General features: G+C 68.5%; 21 protein-coding genes. 10 read left to right on the top strand and 11 right to left on the bottom strand.

Annotated elements, in window-relative coordinates; translation table 11 throughout:
• The first annotated feature begins 238 nt into the window (after nt 1-238).
• Complete coding sequence (locus ACEQZY_RS10855) at nt 239-727, top strand: RT0821/Lpp0805 family surface protein (RefSeq protein WP_341704677.1); 489 nt, start codon at nt 239-241, stop codon at nt 725-727.
• A 126-nt stretch (nt 728-853) separates the two neighbouring features.
• Here ACEQZY_RS10855 and fabF read toward each other — a convergent pair whose 3' ends face one another.
• Nucleotides 854-2,125, bottom strand: a complete 1,272-nt coding sequence (gene fabF / locus ACEQZY_RS10850; RefSeq protein ID WP_341704678.1) for a beta-ketoacyl-ACP synthase II — start codon at nt 2,123-2,125, stop codon at nt 854-856.
• Nucleotides 2,126-2,241: 116 nt separating this feature from the next.
• Here fabF and ACEQZY_RS10845 point away from each other — a divergent pair, with 116 nt between their 5' ends.
• Both ACEQZY_RS10845 and ACEQZY_RS10840 read left to right on the top strand, forming a co-directional pair.
• A complete protein-coding gene (locus tag ACEQZY_RS10845; RefSeq protein WP_341704679.1) occupies nt 2,242-2,745 on the top strand; it encodes a MarR family winged helix-turn-helix transcriptional regulator in 504 nt (167 codons plus the stop codon).
• Between the two features lie 81 nt (nt 2,746-2,826).
• The gene (locus tag ACEQZY_RS10840; RefSeq protein ID WP_370154232.1) at nt 2,827-3,270 is read left to right on the top strand and encodes a DUF3237 domain-containing protein; all 444 of its coding nucleotides are present in this window, start codon (nt 2,827-2,829) and stop codon (nt 3,268-3,270) included.
• Here the strand turns inward: ACEQZY_RS10840 and ACEQZY_RS10835 are convergent.
• From ACEQZY_RS10835 to ACEQZY_RS10825, 3 genes are all read right to left on the bottom strand, one after another.
• Nucleotides 3,267-4,361, bottom strand: coding sequence for a PAS domain-containing protein (locus ACEQZY_RS10835; protein ID WP_341705606.1), 1,095 nt, complete (start codon nt 4,359-4,361; stop codon nt 3,267-3,269). The genes ACEQZY_RS10840 and ACEQZY_RS10835 overlap by 4 nt on opposite strands.
• A 149-nt stretch (nt 4,362-4,510) precedes the next feature.
• Entirely contained in the window at nt 4,511-5,539 is a 1,029-nt protein-coding gene (locus ACEQZY_RS10830; protein ID WP_370154441.1) for a site-specific DNA-methyltransferase, read from the bottom strand.
• A 262-nt stretch (nt 5,540-5,801) separates the two neighbouring features.
• Nucleotides 5,802-6,434: a ribonuclease HII gene (locus ACEQZY_RS10825; protein ID WP_370154229.1), complete on the bottom strand. Its 633-nt coding sequence runs from the start codon at nt 6,432-6,434 to the stop codon at nt 5,802-5,804.
• A 102-nt stretch (nt 6,435-6,536) separates the two neighbouring features.
• Here ACEQZY_RS10825 and ACEQZY_RS10820 point away from each other — a divergent pair, with 102 nt between their 5' ends.
• Both ACEQZY_RS10820 and ACEQZY_RS10815 read left to right on the top strand, forming a co-directional pair.
• A complete protein-coding gene (locus ACEQZY_RS10820) occupies nt 6,537-7,340 on the top strand; it encodes a crotonase/enoyl-CoA hydratase family protein (protein WP_370154226.1) in 804 nt (267 codons plus the stop codon).
• A gap of 2 nt (nt 7,341-7,342) precedes the next feature.
• Entirely contained in the window at nt 7,343-8,824 is a 1,482-nt protein-coding gene (locus tag ACEQZY_RS10815; RefSeq protein ID WP_370154223.1) for a M48 family metalloprotease, read from the top strand.
• On the opposite strand, the gene ACEQZY_RS10810 is transcribed toward ACEQZY_RS10815, so the two are convergent.
• The 7 genes from ACEQZY_RS10810 to ACEQZY_RS10780 form a co-directional block, all read right to left on the bottom strand.
• Entirely contained in the window at nt 8,808-9,719 is a 912-nt protein-coding gene (locus tag ACEQZY_RS10810) for an RNA polymerase factor sigma-32 (RefSeq protein WP_370154221.1), read from the bottom strand. The genes ACEQZY_RS10815 and ACEQZY_RS10810 overlap by 17 nt on opposite strands.
• Before the next feature lie 94 nt (nt 9,720-9,813).
• Complete coding sequence (locus tag ACEQZY_RS10805; RefSeq protein ID WP_341705282.1) at nt 9,814-10,422, bottom strand: PAS domain-containing protein; 609 nt, start codon at nt 10,420-10,422, stop codon at nt 9,814-9,816.
• Between the two features lie 22 nt (nt 10,423-10,444).
• On the bottom strand, nt 10,445-11,221 hold the full coding sequence (locus tag ACEQZY_RS10800) for a hypothetical protein (RefSeq protein WP_341705283.1): 777 nt from the start codon (nt 11,219-11,221) through the stop codon (nt 10,445-10,447).
• Nucleotides 11,222-11,402: 181 nt separating this feature from the next.
• On the bottom strand, nt 11,403-12,374 hold the full coding sequence (locus ACEQZY_RS10795) for a CarD family transcriptional regulator (RefSeq protein WP_370154218.1): 972 nt from the start codon (nt 12,372-12,374) through the stop codon (nt 11,403-11,405).
• A 338-nt stretch (nt 12,375-12,712) separates the two neighbouring features.
• Nucleotides 12,713-13,054: a ferredoxin FdxA gene (gene fdxA / locus ACEQZY_RS10790; protein ID WP_341704443.1), complete on the bottom strand. Its 342-nt coding sequence runs from the start codon at nt 13,052-13,054 to the stop codon at nt 12,713-12,715.
• 117 nt (nt 13,055-13,171) lie between these two features.
• Entirely contained in the window at nt 13,172-13,498 is a 327-nt protein-coding gene (locus ACEQZY_RS10785; protein ID WP_370154215.1) for an RNA-binding S4 domain-containing protein, read from the bottom strand.
• A 46-nt stretch (nt 13,499-13,544) separates the two neighbouring features.
• Entirely contained in the window at nt 13,545-14,255 is a 711-nt protein-coding gene (locus ACEQZY_RS10780; RefSeq protein ID WP_341704445.1) for a DAPG hydrolase family protein, read from the bottom strand.
• Between the two features lie 81 nt (nt 14,256-14,336).
• Here ACEQZY_RS10780 and ACEQZY_RS10775 point away from each other — a divergent pair, with 81 nt between their 5' ends.
• The 5 genes from ACEQZY_RS10775 to ACEQZY_RS10755 all read left to right on the top strand — a co-directional run bounded on the left by ACEQZY_RS10775 (nt 14,337) and on the right by ACEQZY_RS10755 (nt 18,139).
• Complete coding sequence (locus tag ACEQZY_RS10775) at nt 14,337-14,951, top strand: helix-turn-helix domain-containing protein (RefSeq protein ID WP_341704446.1); 615 nt, start codon at nt 14,337-14,339, stop codon at nt 14,949-14,951.
• Nucleotides 14,952-15,001: 50 nt separating this feature from the next.
• Nucleotides 15,002-15,742, top strand: coding sequence for an SDR family oxidoreductase (locus ACEQZY_RS10770; RefSeq protein ID WP_341704447.1), 741 nt, complete (start codon nt 15,002-15,004; stop codon nt 15,740-15,742).
• Nucleotides 15,743-15,855: 113 nt separating this feature from the next.
• Nucleotides 15,856-17,202: a bifunctional phosphopantothenoylcysteine decarboxylase/phosphopantothenate--cysteine ligase CoaBC gene (gene coaBC / locus ACEQZY_RS10765; RefSeq protein ID WP_370154205.1), complete on the top strand. Its 1,347-nt coding sequence runs from the start codon at nt 15,856-15,858 to the stop codon at nt 17,200-17,202.
• The gene (dut, locus tag ACEQZY_RS10760) at nt 17,199-17,675 is read left to right on the top strand and encodes a dUTP diphosphatase (RefSeq protein WP_341704449.1); all 477 of its coding nucleotides are present in this window, start codon (nt 17,199-17,201) and stop codon (nt 17,673-17,675) included. The genes coaBC and dut overlap by 4 nt, the downstream gene beginning before the upstream one ends.
• 11 nt (nt 17,676-17,686) lie before the next feature.
• Complete coding sequence (locus ACEQZY_RS10755) at nt 17,687-18,139, top strand: Rrf2 family transcriptional regulator (protein WP_341704450.1); 453 nt, start codon at nt 17,687-17,689, stop codon at nt 18,137-18,139.
• Nucleotides 18,140-18,181: the final 42 nt, after the last annotated feature.

Below are 18,181 nucleotides of genomic sequence, written 5' to 3'. Positions count from 1 at the left end.
GACAGCCTGGGGGCAGCCGCAGGCGGGTGATCGCAAACGCGTCGCAAATGCCTGGCCGGCAGGACGGGCGGGCAGTCGCGGACGGCCCGATGGTAGGGGCGATCCGCCACGGATCGCAAGAATTCCGGCCGCAACAATTCCCCACCCCCGCCGCAATCCCGCCGTAATCCCTGCGCAGGATTTCCATGCTGTCCCCGTGAAAACCACGGCGGGACATCGAGAAGAGGAATTCACAGCCATGCAGATTCTGCGTCAGCGTTTCGCCCCCGCCGTTGCGGCCATCGCCGTGGCCGGCCTGCTGGCAGCCTGCGCCGACACCGGCCCGAAACAGAATGTCGGCACCGTGCTGGGCGGTGTCGGCGGTGCCGTGGCCGGCTCGCAGTTCGGCAAGGGCAAGGGCCAGCTGGTCGGTGTTGCCGCCGGCACCCTGCTGGGCGCCCTGGTCGGCTCGGAAGTCGGCAAGTCGCTCGACCGCGCCGACCGCACCTACATGGAACGCTCCAACCAGCGGGCGCTGGAAACCGCGCCCTCGGGCACCCAGGTTTCGTGGCGCAACCCCGACAGCGGCAATGCCGGCACCATCGTGCCGCAGCCGGCCTACCAGACCAGCAGTGGCCAGTATTGCCGCGAGTTTCAGCAGACCATCCAGGTCGGCGGCGAGTCCCAGCAGGGCTACGGCACCGCCTGCCGCCAGCCCGATGGTAGCTGGAAGATCGTCCAGCAATAGGCCGCATCAGGTTTTCCCCCGTGCGCCATCCCCCCGGCGCACGGATTTCCCCCCAGACTAACGGCGCGCTCCTCCCCCCGGACGCGCCGTCTTTTTTTGCCTGCGGCCGTCATCGCTCCGCGCGGGTCAGGCGCGGGCGAAGACCAGGCTGGCATTGACGCCGCCGAAGCCGAAGGCATTCGACATCACGTAATCCAGCGTCTTGTGTTTCGCCGTCTGCGGCACCAGGTCGAGACCGGCCGCCGCCTCGTCGGGCTGTTCAAGATTCAGGGTTGGCGGCAGCAGGCCGTTGACCAGCGCGAGGATGCTGTAGATCGCCTCGACCGCGCCGGCAGCCCCCAGCAGGTGGCCGATGGCCGATTTGGTCGAGGAGATCGACAGGTTGCGCGTGTCGTTGCCGAACACCGCCTTCACCCCGGCGATCTCGGCGGCGTCGCCCACCGGGGTCGAAGTGGCGTGGGCGTTGATGTAGCCGATCTCGGTCGGCCGCAGCCCGGCCGCCCGCAGGGCCAGCTGCATGGCCCGCCGCGGTCCGTCGCCATCCTCGCGCGGTGCCGTGATGTGGTGGGCGTCGGCCGTGGTGCCGTAGCCGGCCAGTCGGGCCAGAATCCGGGCGCCGCGTGCCTTCGCATGGGCGAAGGATTCCAGCACCAGCATGCCGGCGCCCTCGCCCATCACGAAGCCGTCGCGGCCGGCATCGAAGGGCCGCGAGGCTTTGGGCGGATCGTCATTATGGGCGGTGGCAAGGGCGCGGGCCGCGGCGAAACCGGCGATGCTGACGCGGTCGATGCAGGCCTCGGCGCCGCCGGCGATCATCACGTCAGCCTCGCCGGCGCGGATCGCCCGTGCCGCATCGCCGATCGCCTGCGCGCCGGCGGCGCAGGCCGTCACCGGGCAGCCGATCGGGCCTTCGAGGCCCCAGCGGATCGAGGCATGCCCGGCCGCCAGATTGCCAAGGAAGGAGGGAATCACGAAGGGCGACAGCTTGCGCGGGCCGCTTTTCTCCACCGTGCGGGTCGCCTCGGCGATGGCCGGAAAGCCGCCGATGCCGGTGCCGATAATGCAGCCGGCGCGGCTGCGCGCCTCGGCCGCTTCGGACGGATGCCAGCCGGCCTGGCCGATGGCCTGCGAGGCGGCGGCCAGTGCGAACTGGATGAAGCGGTCCATCTTGCGGCGATCCTTTGGCGGGGCCGCCGTCTCCGGATCGAAGCCCTGCGGATCATCGGCGATGTCCGGCACGATGCCGGCGACTTTCGCCGGCAGGTCGCCGGTCTCGAAGGCGGTGATCCGCCGCAGGCCGGAATGCCCGGCGGTCAGCCGGCTCCAGTTGGTGTCCACCCCGCTGCCCAGCGGGGTGACAAGGCCAAGGCCGGTGACGACGACATCCTGATCCTGCATGATGCACTCCCCTTCTATGTATATACATGGACCTGGCAGGCATGTAGGATGCACGGGCTCCTGTTACAAGGGCCCCTGTTGCAGGGCCGCTGATGCAGGGCCGCTGATGCAGGGGCATGGCGGCATTTCCGGCGGAGATGATGGCGGGCAGAGGCGGAACGGGGAAGGATGCGGCGGCGGACCGGGCTTTGCGGCAGCTGGAAACGGCGGGCTGCACCTCGATGCGCCTGCAGGCGGCGGCGCGGCTCGCCATGCAGATCTATGCCCGGTATTTCGCCGATTCCGGCCTGACCGGGCCGCAATTTGCCGCCCTGGCGCATCTCTGCCGCGACGGCGAGCTGACGGTCGGGCGGCTGGCGGACCTGCTCGATGCCGACCAGACCACCGTGACCCGCAACCTGCGCCTGCTGGAACGGCGCGGCCTCGTGCGGCAGGCGGTGGATCCGGGCGACCGCCGCCGTCGCGTGATCGGCCTGACCGCCGAGGGACGCCGCGCCTTCCGCGCCGCGCTGCCGAACTGGCAGAAGGCGCAGGCCGAGCTCGCCCGCCGTCTCGGCGGGGATCGCACCGGGAAACTCAACCGCCAGCTGGACGACGTGCTGCCCCGCCTGCGGGGCTGATGCCGGCGGAATGCGCCGGTGCGGGGTTGATGGCGCCGGCGGTCCCGGTATGGTTGGCCGTCAAACCAACCGGGAGGACCCATGCTGAGCGAAATCCTGCGGCTGGAAGTCGTGGTCGCGCCGCCGCAGAGCGCCGGCCGCGCCGCCACCGGCGAACGCCGCTGCATCCCGATCACCGGCGGCCGGGTCAGCGGCCGGCTGACGGGCCGGGTGCTGGCCGGCGGCGCCGACTGGCAGGTGCTGCGGCCGGACGGCATGGCCGATCTCGATGCCCGCTACATGCTGGAAACCGATGCCGGCGCCCATGTCGAGGTATGGAGCCGCGGGCTGCGGGTTGCCACGCCCGAGATCATGGTGCGCATGGCCGCCGGCGAGCCGGTCGATCCCTCGGCCTATTACATGCGCACGGCGATGCGGTTCGAAACGGCGGCGCCGGACCTGCAATGGCTGGTCAGCCGCCTCGCGGTGGGTTTCGGCGAGCGGCGGCCCGACCGGGTTCTGCTGACGGTCTTCGCGGTGGACTAGGCCGTGGCCGGCTGTACCGGCCGGCGCAGCACACCGAAAATGTGCCGCACATTGCCCTGGCCGTCGGTCTGCGATTCGCCGATCGCCTCGCGCAGGCAGCCGGCTTCGCCGAAGCGGTCATCGGGCCTGCGCAGGCGGAAGACGATGCGGTCATGCCCGGCGCCGTTGCGCAGGCGCTGCACATGGCGGCGCACGGCCTCGTGATCTTCCGGCACCACCAGTTCCAGCAGGGCGGCCAGCGCCGCCGGACAGGCCTGCGGTTCCAGCCCGACCAGGCGGTAGAACTCGTCCGACCATGACATCGTGTCGGCAACCGCATCCCAGGTCCAGCTGCCATAGCCGGCGATGCGCTGGGCGGCGGCATTCTCGCTGAGGATGTCGCGATAGGCCTGCTCGATGTCGTGGCGGCCGGATTCCGCGGCGGCGCGGGCACGATCCAGTTCGCCGATCAGCTCGGCATTGCGCAGGCGCAGTGCTGCGCCCAGCCTTTCGCGGCGGTTGCCGGCATGGGCGGCCAGCGTCATCGCGGTGCCCAGCACCAGCCCCAGCAGCGCCATGTAGATGGCCGGCTTCTCGCCCGACAGGAAGGTGCGGGCGTAGACCGGCACCGACATCGGCAGCAGGAAGGCGTAGTAGGAAGGCAGGTGCAGGGCGCGGGTATTCAGGCTGCTGAAGGCCAGTCCTGCCCAGGCCACCGCCATCACCGCCTGCAGGCGGAAATCGCCGGCGGGAAAATACAGTGCGCCGAGAATGCCCCAGGTCAGGCCGGTGCAGGCCGAGCCCAGCATGAACCGCCGGCCCCAGATTTCCGGCTCGCCGATTTCCCCGTCCATCCCGGCCAGCCTCTGTCGCTGGCGGTCGAGATACCATGTGCCCAGCGTATACAGCGCGGTCAGGCCGATGATGCTCCACCAGTCGGCATAGTCGCGGAATACCAGGAAGGCACCGAACAGCATCGGATAGGGGACGTAGCGAACCGGCCAGCTCGACTGGTACAGCCGCTCGACCATCAGGGCGTCGATATCGCGGGTGCGGCCTTCGAGCAGGGAGTCGTCTGCTTCCGCCAGCCGCCTCAGCAGTGCGGATGACATGCCGCGCCGCTCTGTCATGCCGATGGAACCCCCAGATTCTGTGCGCGGCGCTGCCCCCGCAGCGCGGCATGCGGCAAGCCTAGCAGGCCCGGCCGGAAAAGCCAGCCGGTCGCGGCAGGGATGGCCGGGCGGCCATCCGGCCGCGATTTTCAGGGCATTTCCGCGCGCAGTTTCTGGCGCAGCAGGTCGATCGGCTTGAGTTTGCCTTCGACCTCGAAATGCCAGAAGGTCCAGCCATTGCAGGCCGTCGCACCCATCACATGGGCGCCGATCTTGTGGATCGAGCCGCTGGCATCGCCGGTGACCAGGCTGCCATCGGCGCGCACTTTGGCGGAATGGCGGCGGCTCGGGTCGACCAGCACGGTGCCGGCCGGCAGCAGGCCGCGCTCGACCACCCAGCCGAAGGGAATCCGCGGTTCGTCCTTTTTCGAGCGCGTCACTTCGACATCGTCGGCGGTTGCCGGCTGCACGGTGGCGATGCGGCGCTCGGCGGCCTTCGCATAGGTTTTGTCGCGTTCGATGCCGATGAAATGGCGCCCCAGCCGCTTGGCAACGGCGCCGGTGGTGCCGGAGCCGAAGAAGGGATCGAGGATCACGTCGCCGGGCCGGGTCGAGGCGACGATCACCCGGTGCAGCAGGGCTTCCGGCTTCTGGGTCGGATGCGTCTTGGCGCCATCGGCGCCGCGCAGCCGCTCGCTGCCGCCGCAGATCGGGATCAGCCAGTCCGAACGCATCTGCAGGTCGTCGTTCAGCGCCTTCATGGCATCGTAGTTGAAGGTATAGCCCTTGGCATCCTGGCTGCGCGCGCACCAGATCAGCGTCTCGTGGGCGTTGGTGAAGCGCTTGCCGCGGAAATTCGGCATCGGGTTGGTCTTGCGCCAGACCACGTCGTTCAGCATCCAGAAGCCGAGATCCTGCAGCTGGGCGCCCAGCCGGAAGATGTTGTGGTAGCTGCCGATCACCCAGATGGTGCCGTTCGGCTTGAGAATGCGCTGCGCCGCCAGCAGCCAGGCCTTCGAGAAGGAATCGTATTCCGAGAAGCTGCCGAACTTGTCCCAGTCGTCGTCGACCGCATCGACCACGCTGTCATTCGGCCGGCGCAGCTCGCCGGTCAGCTGCAGATTGTAGGGCGGGTCGGCGAAGATGCAGTCGATGCTCTCGGCCGGCAGGCCGTTCATCTGCGCGATGCTGTCGCCGATCAGGATCTTGTCCAGCGGCAGGGCGGGATGGGGTTCGTTCACGGCCGGCGCGGCACGGGTCGGCACCGGGGTGGCCTTCAGGGCCTTGCCGCGCGTCGTGCGCCGCCCGGTATCGGGATTGGCCGTCACCAGGCTGAGATGGCCCTTGCGGAACGGCTTGCGGGTCGGGTCGGTAAAGCTCGGCGCCATGTGCGGATCATCCCCCAGAAGTGACCCGCAAGTCATTAGATTCTTTGGATTATCAACTGGTTAACGTGGATTCATCATCTGCATTTACCACATCTTGAGTCATCAGCCGTCTCAGAGGCGCAAAACCTAGTCTGTGATGTGGCGAGATGCCGGCGGCCGCCAGTCCGGCCCGGTGCGCCGCCGTGCCGTAGCCCTTGTTGTCGGCCCAGGCATAGGCCGGATAGCGGCGGCCGAGGCGGGTCATCGCCCGGTCGCGGATCACCTTGGCGACGATCGAGGCGGCGGCAATCGACAGGCTTTTCGCATCGCCGTCGACCACCGCCAGCGCCGGACAGGCGAGCTGCGGGCAATGCTTGCCGTCGACCAGCGCCCGGGCCGGCACCACCGGCAGGGCGGCCACGGCGCGGCGCATTGCCAGCAGGGTGGCGCCGAGGATGTTCAGCCGCTCGATCTCGGCGACGCTGGCGGCGCCGATGCCGACTGCCGCGCAGTCCAGCACCGCGGCGAACAGCGCCTCGCGCCGGGCCGGCGACAGCTTCTTGGAATCGTCGATGCCCGGCGGCAGCCGCTGCGGATCAAGGATGGCCGCGGCGGCCACCACCGGCCCGGCCCAGGGGCCGCGGCCGGCCTCGTCGATGCCGCAGACCGGCCCGGCGAACTGCGCCTCGATGCGGAAATCGGGCAAGCTGCCCTCCTGCTGCCATGAATCGACCCTATCTCTACGGCAGCTTGCCGCGCCGCCGCCGGCTATGGAAGACTTGCCGGCGCAGAGAGAGGACCCCGCGACATGAGTACAGCGCCCAGCAGCCATCCGGATGGCGAGATTCTCACCCGGCGCGATGGCGCGGTTTTCGTGATCGGCCTGAACCGCCCGGCCAAGCTGAACGGCTTCACCCCGAAGATGCTGAAGGAACTGGCTGCCGCCTATACCGCCTTCGAGGCGGATGGCGAGGCCCGTGTCGCCGTGCTGTATGCGGAAGGGCCGCATTTCACTGCCGGCCTCGACCTGCCGAAAGTGGCACCGCTGATGGGCGAGAAGGACCTGCTGGCGGCGCCGGGCCAGATCGATCCCTGCAACAATGTGCCGCCCTTCCGCAGCAAGCCGGTGGTGGTGGCCGTGCAGGGCATCACGTTTACCATCGGCATCGAGCTGATGCTGGCTGCCGATGTGGTGATCGCCGCCAGCGACTGCCGCTTCAGCCAGCTGGAGGTGAAGCGCGGCATCATGGCCACGGGCGGCGCCACCATCCGCATGGTCGAGCGAGCCGGCTGGGGCAATGCGATGCGCTATCTGCTCACCGGCGACGAATTCGACGTGGCCACCGCGCTGCGGCTGGGCTTCGTGCAGGAGGTCACCGAGCCGGGCGGCCAGTTCGCCGCGGCGATGCGGATGGCGCAGCGGATCGCCGCGCAGGCGCCGCTGGCGGTCGCCGCCACCCTGCGCAATGCGCGGCTGGCGGTCGATCACGGCCCGGCGGCCGCCGTGGCCGATTTCCGCCCGACCCAGATGGCGCTGATGCAGACCGAGGACGTGAAGGAAGGCGTCGCCAGTTTCGTCGAACGGCGCACCGCCGCCTTCACCGGGCGCTGACCATGACGCGGCTGCGCCACATTCTTCCCGTCCTGGCGCTGGCCGCAGCCAGCGCCCTTGCTGCGGTGCTGCCGGCGCCGCCGGCCGCGGCGCAGATTTTCATGTCGCCCGAGGATGCGAGGAAGCTCGGTGCCCAGGAGCATCCGAAGATCCTGCAGCAATTCGGCGGCGCCTATGACGATCCGCAGATCGGTGCCTATGTCGCCGGCATCGCCGGCCGGCTGGCGGCGCAGTCCGGCGAGCCTGCGGACAGCTTCACCTTCACCGTGCTGAACTCGCCGGTGGTGAATGCCTTCGCGCTGCCCGGCGGCTATGTCTACATCACCCGCGGCACGCTGGCGCTGGCCAACAACGAGGCCGAGGCGGCCGGCGTGCTCGGCCACGAGATCGGCCATGTCATCTCACATCACTCCGAGAAACGGTATGACCGTGCCTTCGGCACCAATCTCGGCGTTGCCGTAGGCTCGATCCTCGGCAGTGTCTTCGGAGGACAGGCGGTGGGCGACCTGATCGGTCAGGCCGGGCAGCTGTTTGGCGGCATGTGGCTGGCTGGCTATTCGCGCGAGAACGAGTTCGAGGCGGATCTGGTCGGCGTGCGGCTGATCAGCCAGGTCGGCTACGGCCCCGATGCCCAGGCGGCCTTCCTGCAGTCGCTGTCGGATTACAGCGACCTGGCGACGAAGCTGGCCGGCCAGGCCGGCCGCGACCGCACCATGGACCTGTTCGCCACGCATCCGCGCGGGCCCGACCGCGTGCGCGCCGCGATCGCCGAGGCCGATACGCATCCGGCCAGCCCGGTCTACCGCCGCGACGCCTATCTCGACCGCATCGACGGCATGCTCTACGGCGACGACCCGAAGGAAGGCGTGGTGCGCGGCAGCAGCTTCCTGCATCCGGGCCTGCGCTTCAGCTTTTCGGTGCCCGACGACTGGCGCATCGTCAATTCCAGCGATGCGGTGCTGGCCTCGGGGCCGGGCGGCAAGCTGCAGTTCGACATGGAACGCGACCGGAAGAAGGTGCAGGCCTCGCGCAGCGCGCTCGACTACCTGACCCGCCAGTGGGTGCCCAACCTGCGCCTGCGCGATGCCGAGGCGATCAAGGTCAACGGCATGCCGGCGGCGACCGGCACCGCGCGGGTGCAGCTGAAAAGCGGCGGCAATGCCGATCTGCGGTTCATCGCGGTGGGCTTTCCCACCGATGACATCCTGCGCTTCGTGGTCATCGCCCCGGCCGGCGGACTGGCGAAGATCGAGGCGGCCATGATCCGCAGCGTGAATACGCTGAAATATCTTTCCGAGGCCGAGGCGAAAGCCGTGCGGCCGCTGCGGCTGAAAGTCGTGCCGGTGCGGCCGGGCGATACCGAACAGGCCTTTGCCGACCGGCTGCCATTCGCGCGGCTGAAGCTGGAGCAGTTCCGGGTGCTGAACGGCCTGCGCACGGGCGAGACGATCCAGCCCGGCCAGCGCGTCAAGATCGTGGAATAGGCGCGGCGGCGGGCTGCTGCAGGTCGGGAATATCGCCGAGCCGGCCGCGCAGGCGCTTCAGCGCCTGGTGCTCGAGCTGGCGCACGCGTTCCTTGGAAATGCCGAGCCGCACGCCCAGCCGTTCCAGGGTCACCGTCTCCTCGCTGAAAAAACGCGCCCGCACGATTGTCCGCTCGCGCGCCGGCAGGGTCTCCAGCGCATTGCCGATCCAGCGGGCGCGCAGCCGGCTGTCATGGCGCAGCATGGCGGTTTCCTCCGGTGTCGGCCGGTCGTCGACCAGCAGATCCTGCCAGACCGACTCGCCGTCTTCGCTGACCACCGCGTTCAGCGACCGGTCGACCGCGGCCAGCCGGCTTTCCATGTGGCGGACATCGCCTTCGCTGACTTTCAGCTGGCGGGCCAGCTTGTGGCGGCCTTCCGGGCTGAGCGCCTCGCGGCCGCCGCCCTCGATGCGGTTGCGCAGCCGGCGCAGGTTGAAGAAGAGGGATTTGTGGGCGGCCGTCGTGCCGGTGCGCACGATCGACCAGTTGCGCAGCACGAAATCCTGGATCGCGGCGCGGATCCACCAGGCGGCATAGGTGGCAAAGCGCACCTCGCGCTCGGGTTCGAAGCGGGTGGCGGCCTGCATCAGGCCGAGATTGCCTTCCTGGATCAGGTCGTTCAGGGGCAGGCCGTAATGACGGAAGCGGACCGCGGTCGAGATCACCAGCCGCATATGCGGCGTGACCAGCCGGTGCATGGCGGTCTGGTCCTGGGTGTCGCGCCAGCGCCGCGCCAGCGCCGCTTCCTCGTCAGGGGAGAGCAGTGGCAGACGCATCGCCCGGCGCACGAAGGCACGGTCACTGGCGTCGGACGAGGCGTGTCCCAAACGCGCATGAGTACGGTCGTGTGTCATGGCAGCCTCGCAGGTCTGCTCATTCTACGCACGGAACCGGGGCGCGGATCACCTCACGGTTTCGTGTTCACACGGTTGCAGTTTTGCGCGCGAACTACGCGCCGTCTTCCATGGGCAGCGGTCGCCGCTGCATCGGGGCCGGGCGCCAGGCACCGGGTAGGTTGACGCTCAGGAAACGGATGACCGCTCCGTCCGGTCCGGTCAGTGGCAGAATCAGTCGCTTCCAGGCGGTGACCGAGACATGGGGCGGCGGCAGGTGGTGGCTGAATACCGCCTGCCGGCGCAGCAGGGCGGCCCGGTACAGCGCCCGCATCAGCCGGGTCATGTAATTGTTGCCGCCAACTTCCGAGACCAGCCGCCCGGTCATGTCCTCGCCGTACATTTCGGCGACCTTGGTGCCATACAGGCGGAACCGTCCGTCGCGGCCGTCATCGATCACATCGATCAGCAGAATGAAGCCCAGCGCCGGCCGCAGGTCGAAGGGCGAGACGGCGCTGACCGGCGGCAGGTCGGCATCGCCGCGGATCGCCAGCCAGTGCGACAGGGCATGGGCCAGCGGCTGCTCCGGGCAATCGGTCAGTGCGGGATTCCAGATCAGCCCGGCCAGGGTGGCGCCATTCCCGGCCATATACCCGTCAAGGGCAGGCCGGTCATCAGCCAGAAACGCATTCACCAGAGGCTGCAGGTCGGCCGGTTCGCTCATATTGGGGGTATATCAGACCGCTTCAGATCGCGAAACTCTCGACGATCGCGCCGTCCAGCGAGAAACAGGCCACGTTCAGCGGCCCGCCAAAGCCGGCCCCGCCATCGAGGCAACAGGTGAAGGCATCGAGATGCGCGCCTTCCCCGCGGGGGTTGCAGCCGCTGATCACCCGGCGGAAGCCGGCATAGGGCTGCGGCATGCCGCGGAAGGAGGGTGATCCCCACCACAGGTGATCCGACTGGGCCTCCAGCGGGGCATGGGGATCGATGCCGGCATGCACGAACAGCAATTCGCCGCCGGCGGTGTAGGCCGCCCGCCGCAGGCTGCCGAACAGGTCGTCATGGCCCGGATGCTTGCGGATTGCGGTGCGCAGGACATTGGTCCAGCGGCTGACCGCCAGCGCGCCCTCGCGCAGGATGCCGCGCACCTGCCGCGGGTCGACGCCGTAGCCGCGCAGGGACGGTTCCAGCCCGTGGCGCAGCATCCAGTCGAAAACCTCGCCGGGGCCCGGCGCGAACTGGATCTGCAGCAGCTTGCGCCACATCTCCTCCTGCGCGCCGCGCAGATACACGATGTCCTCGGGCTCGACGCCCGGCAGGCAGAGGAAGTCGCGGCGGAAGGCCAGCAGTTCGTCGAAGGTGGCAAGCGCGTCGGCGCCATGGCCGGTCAGGTTGCCCAGGTAGATCAGCCGGTCGCCGGGCAGCACGCGGGCGGCCAGTTCCTGGTGCGCCTCGCGCAGGCGGGTGGTCTCGGCATGGATGGCGGCGACCGCCCAGATGCGCCGGGCATGGCGCAGCACGGCGAAAGCCTCGGGGGAGGCGGCAGCCTGGACGGGTCGGTTCGAAGAAGGCGCGGACAAGTCGCTCACGAATCGGGTGATAAGGGCAGCTTAAAACGAAATGGGTCCGGCAACCAATGCTGCCGGACCCATTCAGCAAAACGAAAGGCAGGGGGCGGCGGACTGCCGCCCGCCGGGTCCGTCACGCCACCTTGAGAATCTTTTCCAGCTTCTTGGTGGCGGAATCCTCGTCGATCCGCTCCACGGCGGCCAGTTCGCGCATCAGCCGGTCGAGGGCGGATTCGTAAATCTGCCGCTCGGAATAGCTCTGGTCGGGCTGGCCGGCGTTGCGGTGCAGGTCGCGCACCACCTCGGCAATCGATACCGGGTCGCCGGAATTGATCTTGGCCTCGTATTCCTGGGCGCGGCGCGACCACATCGCCCGCTTGACGCGGGCGCGGCCCTTCAGGGTGTCCAGCGCCGATTTCATCTTCTGCGGCGAGCTGAGCTTGCGGATGCCGACCGAGTTGACCTTCGACAGCGGCACCCGCACCGTCATCTTGTCGCGCTCGAATTCGACCACCATCAGCTCCAGCTCGAAACCGGCAATCATCTGGCGCTCGATGCGCAGGATCTTGCCGACGCCATGGGTCGGATAGACGACATGGTCGCCGGCGGCAAAATCCATTTTCACCTTGGCCGGCACCGGCTTCAGCGGCACCACCTTGATCGGCTGCGACGGCTGCTTGGGTTCGGCCGCGGCGGGCTTCACCGGCTGCGGCAGCGGCCGGCTGGGCGGGGCCGAAACGGCCATCGGCCGGACCGGCATGGTCTTCGCGGCCGGCTTGGCGGCAGCCGGCTTCTGGGCGGCGGCCTTTGCCGCCACCTTGGCCGGCGCGGCCGCCTTGGCCGGCTTCGCCTCGGGCTTTTTCCTGGCGGCGGCAGCCGTGGTCCTGGCGGCAGCCTTGGCCGGGGTCTTGGCGGCGGGTTTCGCGGCGGCCCTGGCAGGGGCCTTGGCGGCAGGTTTCGCTGCCGGCTTGGCGGCCTTGGCGCTCTTGACGGTGGCCGGTTTCTTGGTGGCTGCTGCGCGGGCGGCCGGCTTCACGGCCTTCGTCTTGGCGGCGGCCTTGCTCCGGGTCGTGCTGCCGGTCTTGCTGGTCTTGGCTTTCTTCACTTGCCACCCTCGTTTCGTGTCATCGCGACGGAACAGCCATTCCGCAGGTTCCGGCAGGAACCCGGCGCAACATGCATGCCTCAGTCGAAACCAAATCCATCAGGCGCAACCTCCGGTAAGCAGCCCGGAAATTGCTCCGCTCGTTCAGCCATGATCCGCCGACGAGGTTATTGTTCGGTTACATATATACCACATGCGGCCTGCATTGGACAGCAGCCATCAGGGCGCGCAAGTCGTCAGAGCTTCGCGCAATAATAGAAATCCGGGATATCGGAAGGGCCGCCCGTGGCACGGACAACTGGCAGCAGCCAGTCAGCAGTCGCCAGTCAGCCGTTGGGTCAGCTGCCGGAGGTGCCGGGGTTGGGGCTGAAATGCTTCTCGAACTTGCCCTCGACGCCTTTCCACTGGTCGGCATCGGACGGGGCCTCGCCCTTGCGGGTGATGTTCGGCCATTTCGCGGCATATTCGCGGTTCATCTCGACCCAGGATTCCGCCCGGTTGTCGGTATCGGGCAGGATCGCCTCGGCCGGGCATTCCGGCTCGCAGACGCCGCAGTCGATGCATTCATCGGGATTGATGACCAGCATGTTCTCGCCGACATAGAAGCAGTCGACCGGGCAAACCTCGACGCAATCCATGTACTTGCACTTGATGCACTGCTCGGTCACCACATAGGTCATCGACGGAACCCTCGCTGAACGTCCGGTCGCTGCGCGGCCCGGTCACGGCCGCCTGCAGCCGCTGCCAATATGGGGCGGCAGCGGCAGTCGGGTAGCACAGCAGCATAAACCGGTCAATTATTTGTGTACATATGAAAATGGCAATCCCGCCTCCGGCGCCGGCCGGTTTTCAGGCGGCGGGATTTCCGCATAGGTCGCCTGGGCCTCGGCGGCCGGTCCGCGACGCAGGGGCAGGCGGGTCACCCGCAGCACGCGCACCCCGCCGGGCAGCGGCAGGGTCAGCACGTCGCCCGCTCGTACCAGGGCATGCGGCTTGTCGACCACCCGGCCGTTGATGCGGATGCGCCCCTTGCCGGCCAGGGTCTGCGCCAGCGCGCGCGACTTGCACAGCCGCACCATCCACAGCCACTTGTCGAGCCGCACCGCGGCGGTTTCGGTCGTCATCGCCGCATCATAGGACGACGACCCGGTGTCGTCATCTGCAGCCGTGTCAGGCGCCGAGGCCGGTTTCCTGCCGGTAAAGGGCGGGCAGGAAATTCTCCAGCAGGCCGACTTCCTCGATATTGTGGCGCAGCCAAGCCAGGCCCCGCTGGCGCGGAAATCCGAACCGCTGCATCAGTGGCGTGATGGTGCGCCGCCAGCCGGCCTGCCCGCCGACCAGCAGGGAATTTTCATACAGCGTGCCGGTGGCGGTGGCAGTGAAGCGGTACTCCATGCGCGCCAGGCCGGAAATGCCATGCAGCTCCGGATTGTGGATGAAGCCCTCCTCGTCGAGTTTCTCGATACGGGTCGTGATGTTGACCGCGTAGCCGGGATTGCCGCCGAGATATTCGCGCAGCCGGATCACCGCGCCGGGGCCGACACTGCCATCGGGCAGGCGGTGCGCGTAGCTGGCATGCACATGGTCGAAGGGATGCCAAGCACGATAGCGGTTGACGCGCCGGCCGCCGATCTCGACATCGCCTTCCAGATGCGCGAACCACCAGGCCAGCATGCGTGGCGTGACGCCCTTCAGGATGTCATGGCGGATCCAGTAGCAGAGCCGCCCGTCCGGCAGGCGCTCGACGCCGTAATCCGCCGAGCCGAGCGGCTTAAGCGCCCAGGGCAGGCGCAGCGGTTCGGCCGGCCGGGCGCGGCTGGCCGGGTAGGCCGCAATGGCGCCGCGGGTCTCCGGGTGCAGGCAGGCAGGCAGGGCAGTCATTCGGAGGGCTCCGGAAAATAATTAGTATAGCAATCACTATATACTTTATCCGGAGCCGTCAAGCCGGTACGGTCGGCCGTCATGACCCGCGGTCCGCGTCCCACCAAGCATATTGATATCCTCTGGGCTGCCATCGGGCTGTTTGCCCGGCAGGGCGTCGCCCAGACCAGCACCCGCGAGATCGCGGCGGCGGCCCGGACGACCGAGCGGACGCTGTTCAAGCATTTCGGTTCCAAGGACGGCCTTGTCCGTGCGGTGATCGACGAGGCGGTGCTGCCGCATCTGGTGCCGGGTTCGCTCGATTCCCTGCGCCGGGCCGTTGAGGCGCAGGGCGGCGACCTTGCCGCCTGGCACCGGGGGCTGCTCACCGGACGCGCGCAGGCCATCGAACAGGCACCGGATCTGGCGCGCCTGCTGCTGGTCGAACTGCTGCGCGATGCCGCCCTGCGCCAGCGCTTCGCCGTGCAGTGGCAGGCGGCAGTCTGGCAGCCGCTGACCGGGCTGTTCACGCGGCTGCAGGCAGAAGGCCGGCTGACGCACCGCGTGTCGGCGCAGAGTCTGGCCCGCCTGTTCCTGTCGCTCAATCTCGGCTATCTGGTGGCGCGCTTCGCGATTGCCCCCGGCATGGTGTGGAATGATGCGGACGAGATCGATGCCGTGGCCCGCCTGTTCGCGCGCGGTGCCGCGCCGGACTGAAACATCACCGCCACTGGCGCCGCACAGGGCCCTGCGATAGATTTGCAACTATGCCAGATCGTCAGCGCACGCTCATCCTCACCGGTGCCTCCCGCGGCATCGGCCATGCCACCGTGAAACGCTTTTCCGCCGCCGGATGGCGCGTCTTCACGGTCTCGCGGCAGCCCTTCTCGGAACACTGCCCGTGGGAGGGCGGCGCCGAAAGCCATGTGCAGATGGACCTCAACGACATCTCGACGCTGCCGGCGACCATCGCCGACCTGAAGAAGCGCCTGCCCGACGGCAGGCTGGATGCGCTGGTCAACAACGCCGCGATCTCGCCCAAGGGGCCGGGCGGCAGCCGCATGGGCGTGCTGGATACCGACCTGGCCGCCCTGATGCATGTCTACAACGTCAATCTCTTCTCGGTGGCTCTGCTGGCCAAGGGCCTGTTCGCCGAATTGAAGGCGGCCCAGGGCTCCATCGTCAACGTCACCTCCATTGCCGGCAGCCGCGTGCATCCCTTCGCCGGCATGGCCTATGCCACCTCGAAGGCGGCGCTGGCGGCGCTGACCCGCGAGATGGCCTGGGAATTCGGCCCCCACAATGTGCGGGTCAATGCCATCGCGCCGGGCGAGATCGACACCTCAATCCTGTCGCCCGGCACCGACGAGATCGTGCGCCGCGACATCCCGATGCATCGCCTGGGCAAGCCCGAGGAAGTCGCCGCGACCATCTACTTCCTCTGCACCCAGACCTCGTCCTACGTGAACGGGGCGGAAATCCACATCAACGGCGGCCAGCACGTCTGATAAATCCCGCCGGGTCTTGTGATTTGCGGCGGGGTGGATTAGCCTGAAACACACATACTTCGCGTGATTATTGCGGCGGGGCTTCAGCCCGGCCGGAAACGCCGGGGCTGACCGTGCTGAATGGCAAACGCATCCTGCTGGTAATCTCGGGCGGCATTGCCGCCTACAAGGCGCTGGACCTGATCCGGCGCCTGCGCGAGCGCGGCGCCGCGGTGCGCTGCGTGATGAGCAAATCCGCCCACCAGTTCGTCACCCCGCTTTCGGTTGCCGCGCTCAGCGGCGACAAGGTCTATGACAGCCTGTTCTCGCTGACCGACGAAGCCGAGATGGGCCATATCGAACTGTCGCGCGATGCCGACCTGCTGGTGGTGGCGCCGGCCAGCGCCGACCTGCTGGCGCGCATGGCACACGGCCTTGCCGACGACATGGCGGCCACCGTGCTGCTGGCCACCGACAAGCCGGTGCTGGCGGCGCCGGCGATGAATGTGCGCATGTGGCTGCATCCGGCCACCCGGAGGAATGTCGCCCAGCTGCAGAAGGACGGCGTGCGCTTCATCGGCCCCGGCGACGGCGACATGGCCTGCGGCGAATATGGCCCCGGCCGCATGGCCGAGCCGCTCGAGATCGTTGCCGCCATCGAGGCCCTGTTCGCCGATCCGCCGCCGCCGGCGAAACCGCTGCCGCGGCCTGCTGCCGGCGGGACTGCAAACGGCGCCGGGCGCCTGGCCGGGCGGCGCATGATCGTCACCTCCGGCCCGACCCACGAGCCGATCGACCCGGTGCGCTACATCGCCAACCGTTCGTCGGGCAAACAGGGCCATGCCATTGCCGCCGCGCTGGCGGCCGAAGGCGCCGAAGTCACGCTGGTGACCGGGCCGGTGACCCTGCCAGATCCGCCGGGCGTGAAGACCGTGCATGTGGAATCGGCGCGCGACATGTTTTCCGCCTGCTTCCTCGACCTGCCGGTGGATGCCGTGATCTGCGCCGCCGCGGTGGCCGACTGGCGCGTTGCCGTCGAGGCCGGCCAGAAGCTGAAGAAGGACGGCGACGAGCCGCCGGTACTGCGCCTGGCCGAGAATCCCGACATCCTGCGCGCCATCGCCACCACCGATGCGCGCCGCCGCCCGGCCCTGGTGATCGGCTTCGCCGCCGAAACCGAGAAGGTGGTCGAATATGCCGGGAAGAAGCTGAGGGCGAAAGGCTGCGACTGGATTCTCGCCAATGATGTCGGCGAGGGCACCGGCACCTTCGGCGGCGACAGCAACACCATCCACCTCGTGCGCCGCGACCAGCCGGCCGAACACTGGCCGACCATGAGCAAGGCCGAGGTGGCCGCGCGGCTGGCCGCCCGCATCGCCGATTTCTTCGCCGCCACCCCGGCCGCCACCACCCCGGCCGCTGGCGGCCGAGGCAAGCCCGCCGCCACATCGAAAGCCAGACCGAAAGAGTTGCGTCCATGACGAGTTCGTCCCCGCTGCATGTCGCCATCCGCCAGCTGCCCCATGCCGAGGGCCTGGCCCTGCCGGCTTACGCAACCGCCGATGCCGCCGGCCTCGATCTGCTGGCGGCGGTGGATGCGCCGGTCACCCTGCAGCCGGGCGAGCGCCGGCTGGTGCCGACCGGCATCGCCATCGCGCTGCCGCCGGGCTTCGAGGCGCAGGTGCGGCCGCGCTCCGGCCTGGCGCTCAAGCAGGGCGTGACCGTGCTGAACGCGCCTGGCACCGTCGATGCCGATTACCGTGGCGAGGTCGGCGTCATCCTGATCAATCACGGCCAGCAGCCCTTTGTCGTCAACCGCGGCGAACGCATCGCGCAGATGGTGATCGCCGCCTACAGCCGCGTCGACTGGATCGCGGTCGCTGAACTGCCCGACACCGCCCGCGGTGCCGGCGGTTTCGGTTCGACCGGGACCGGCGCGGCGAAAACCGCATAGGAGACCGAACCATGCTGAAATGCTCGCGGCGCACCATGCACGCGCTGGAAGCGGTGGTCGATATCGCCTTCCATGCCCGGCCCGAGCCGGTGCAGTCCAAGGACATCGCCGCCCGCCAGAATGTACCGCAGCGCTATCTCGAACAGGTGATGCAGCATCTGGTGCGCAACGGCGTTCTCAAGGGCGTGCGGGGCCCGCGCGGCGGCTATACGCTGGCCCGCGAACGCCGCCGCATCACGGTGGGCGAGATCGTGCGCATCGTCACCGAGCTGGATGCCGATGGCGAGGAGAGTTTCCTGGCCGGTTCCGAACTCGGCCGCCGCACCGTGCAGCCGATCTGGGACGAATGCCAGGCCAGCATCCTCGCGCGCATCGACAAGATCACCATGGAAGAGCTCTGCGCCCGCGCCGAAGGGGCCGGCCTCGAAGCCGAACTGGAAGGCGCGGACAACTTCACTATATGAGTCGTTGCAGACGACCGTCCGCCGTTTCAAAAAATATCCGCA

This window comes from Ferrovibrio sp. (assembly GCF_964218355.1).
Classification (GTDB): Bacteria; Pseudomonadota; Alphaproteobacteria; order Ferrovibrionales; family Ferrovibrionaceae; genus Ferrovibrio.
This window is presented reverse-complemented; position numbering and strand designations above follow the sequence as displayed.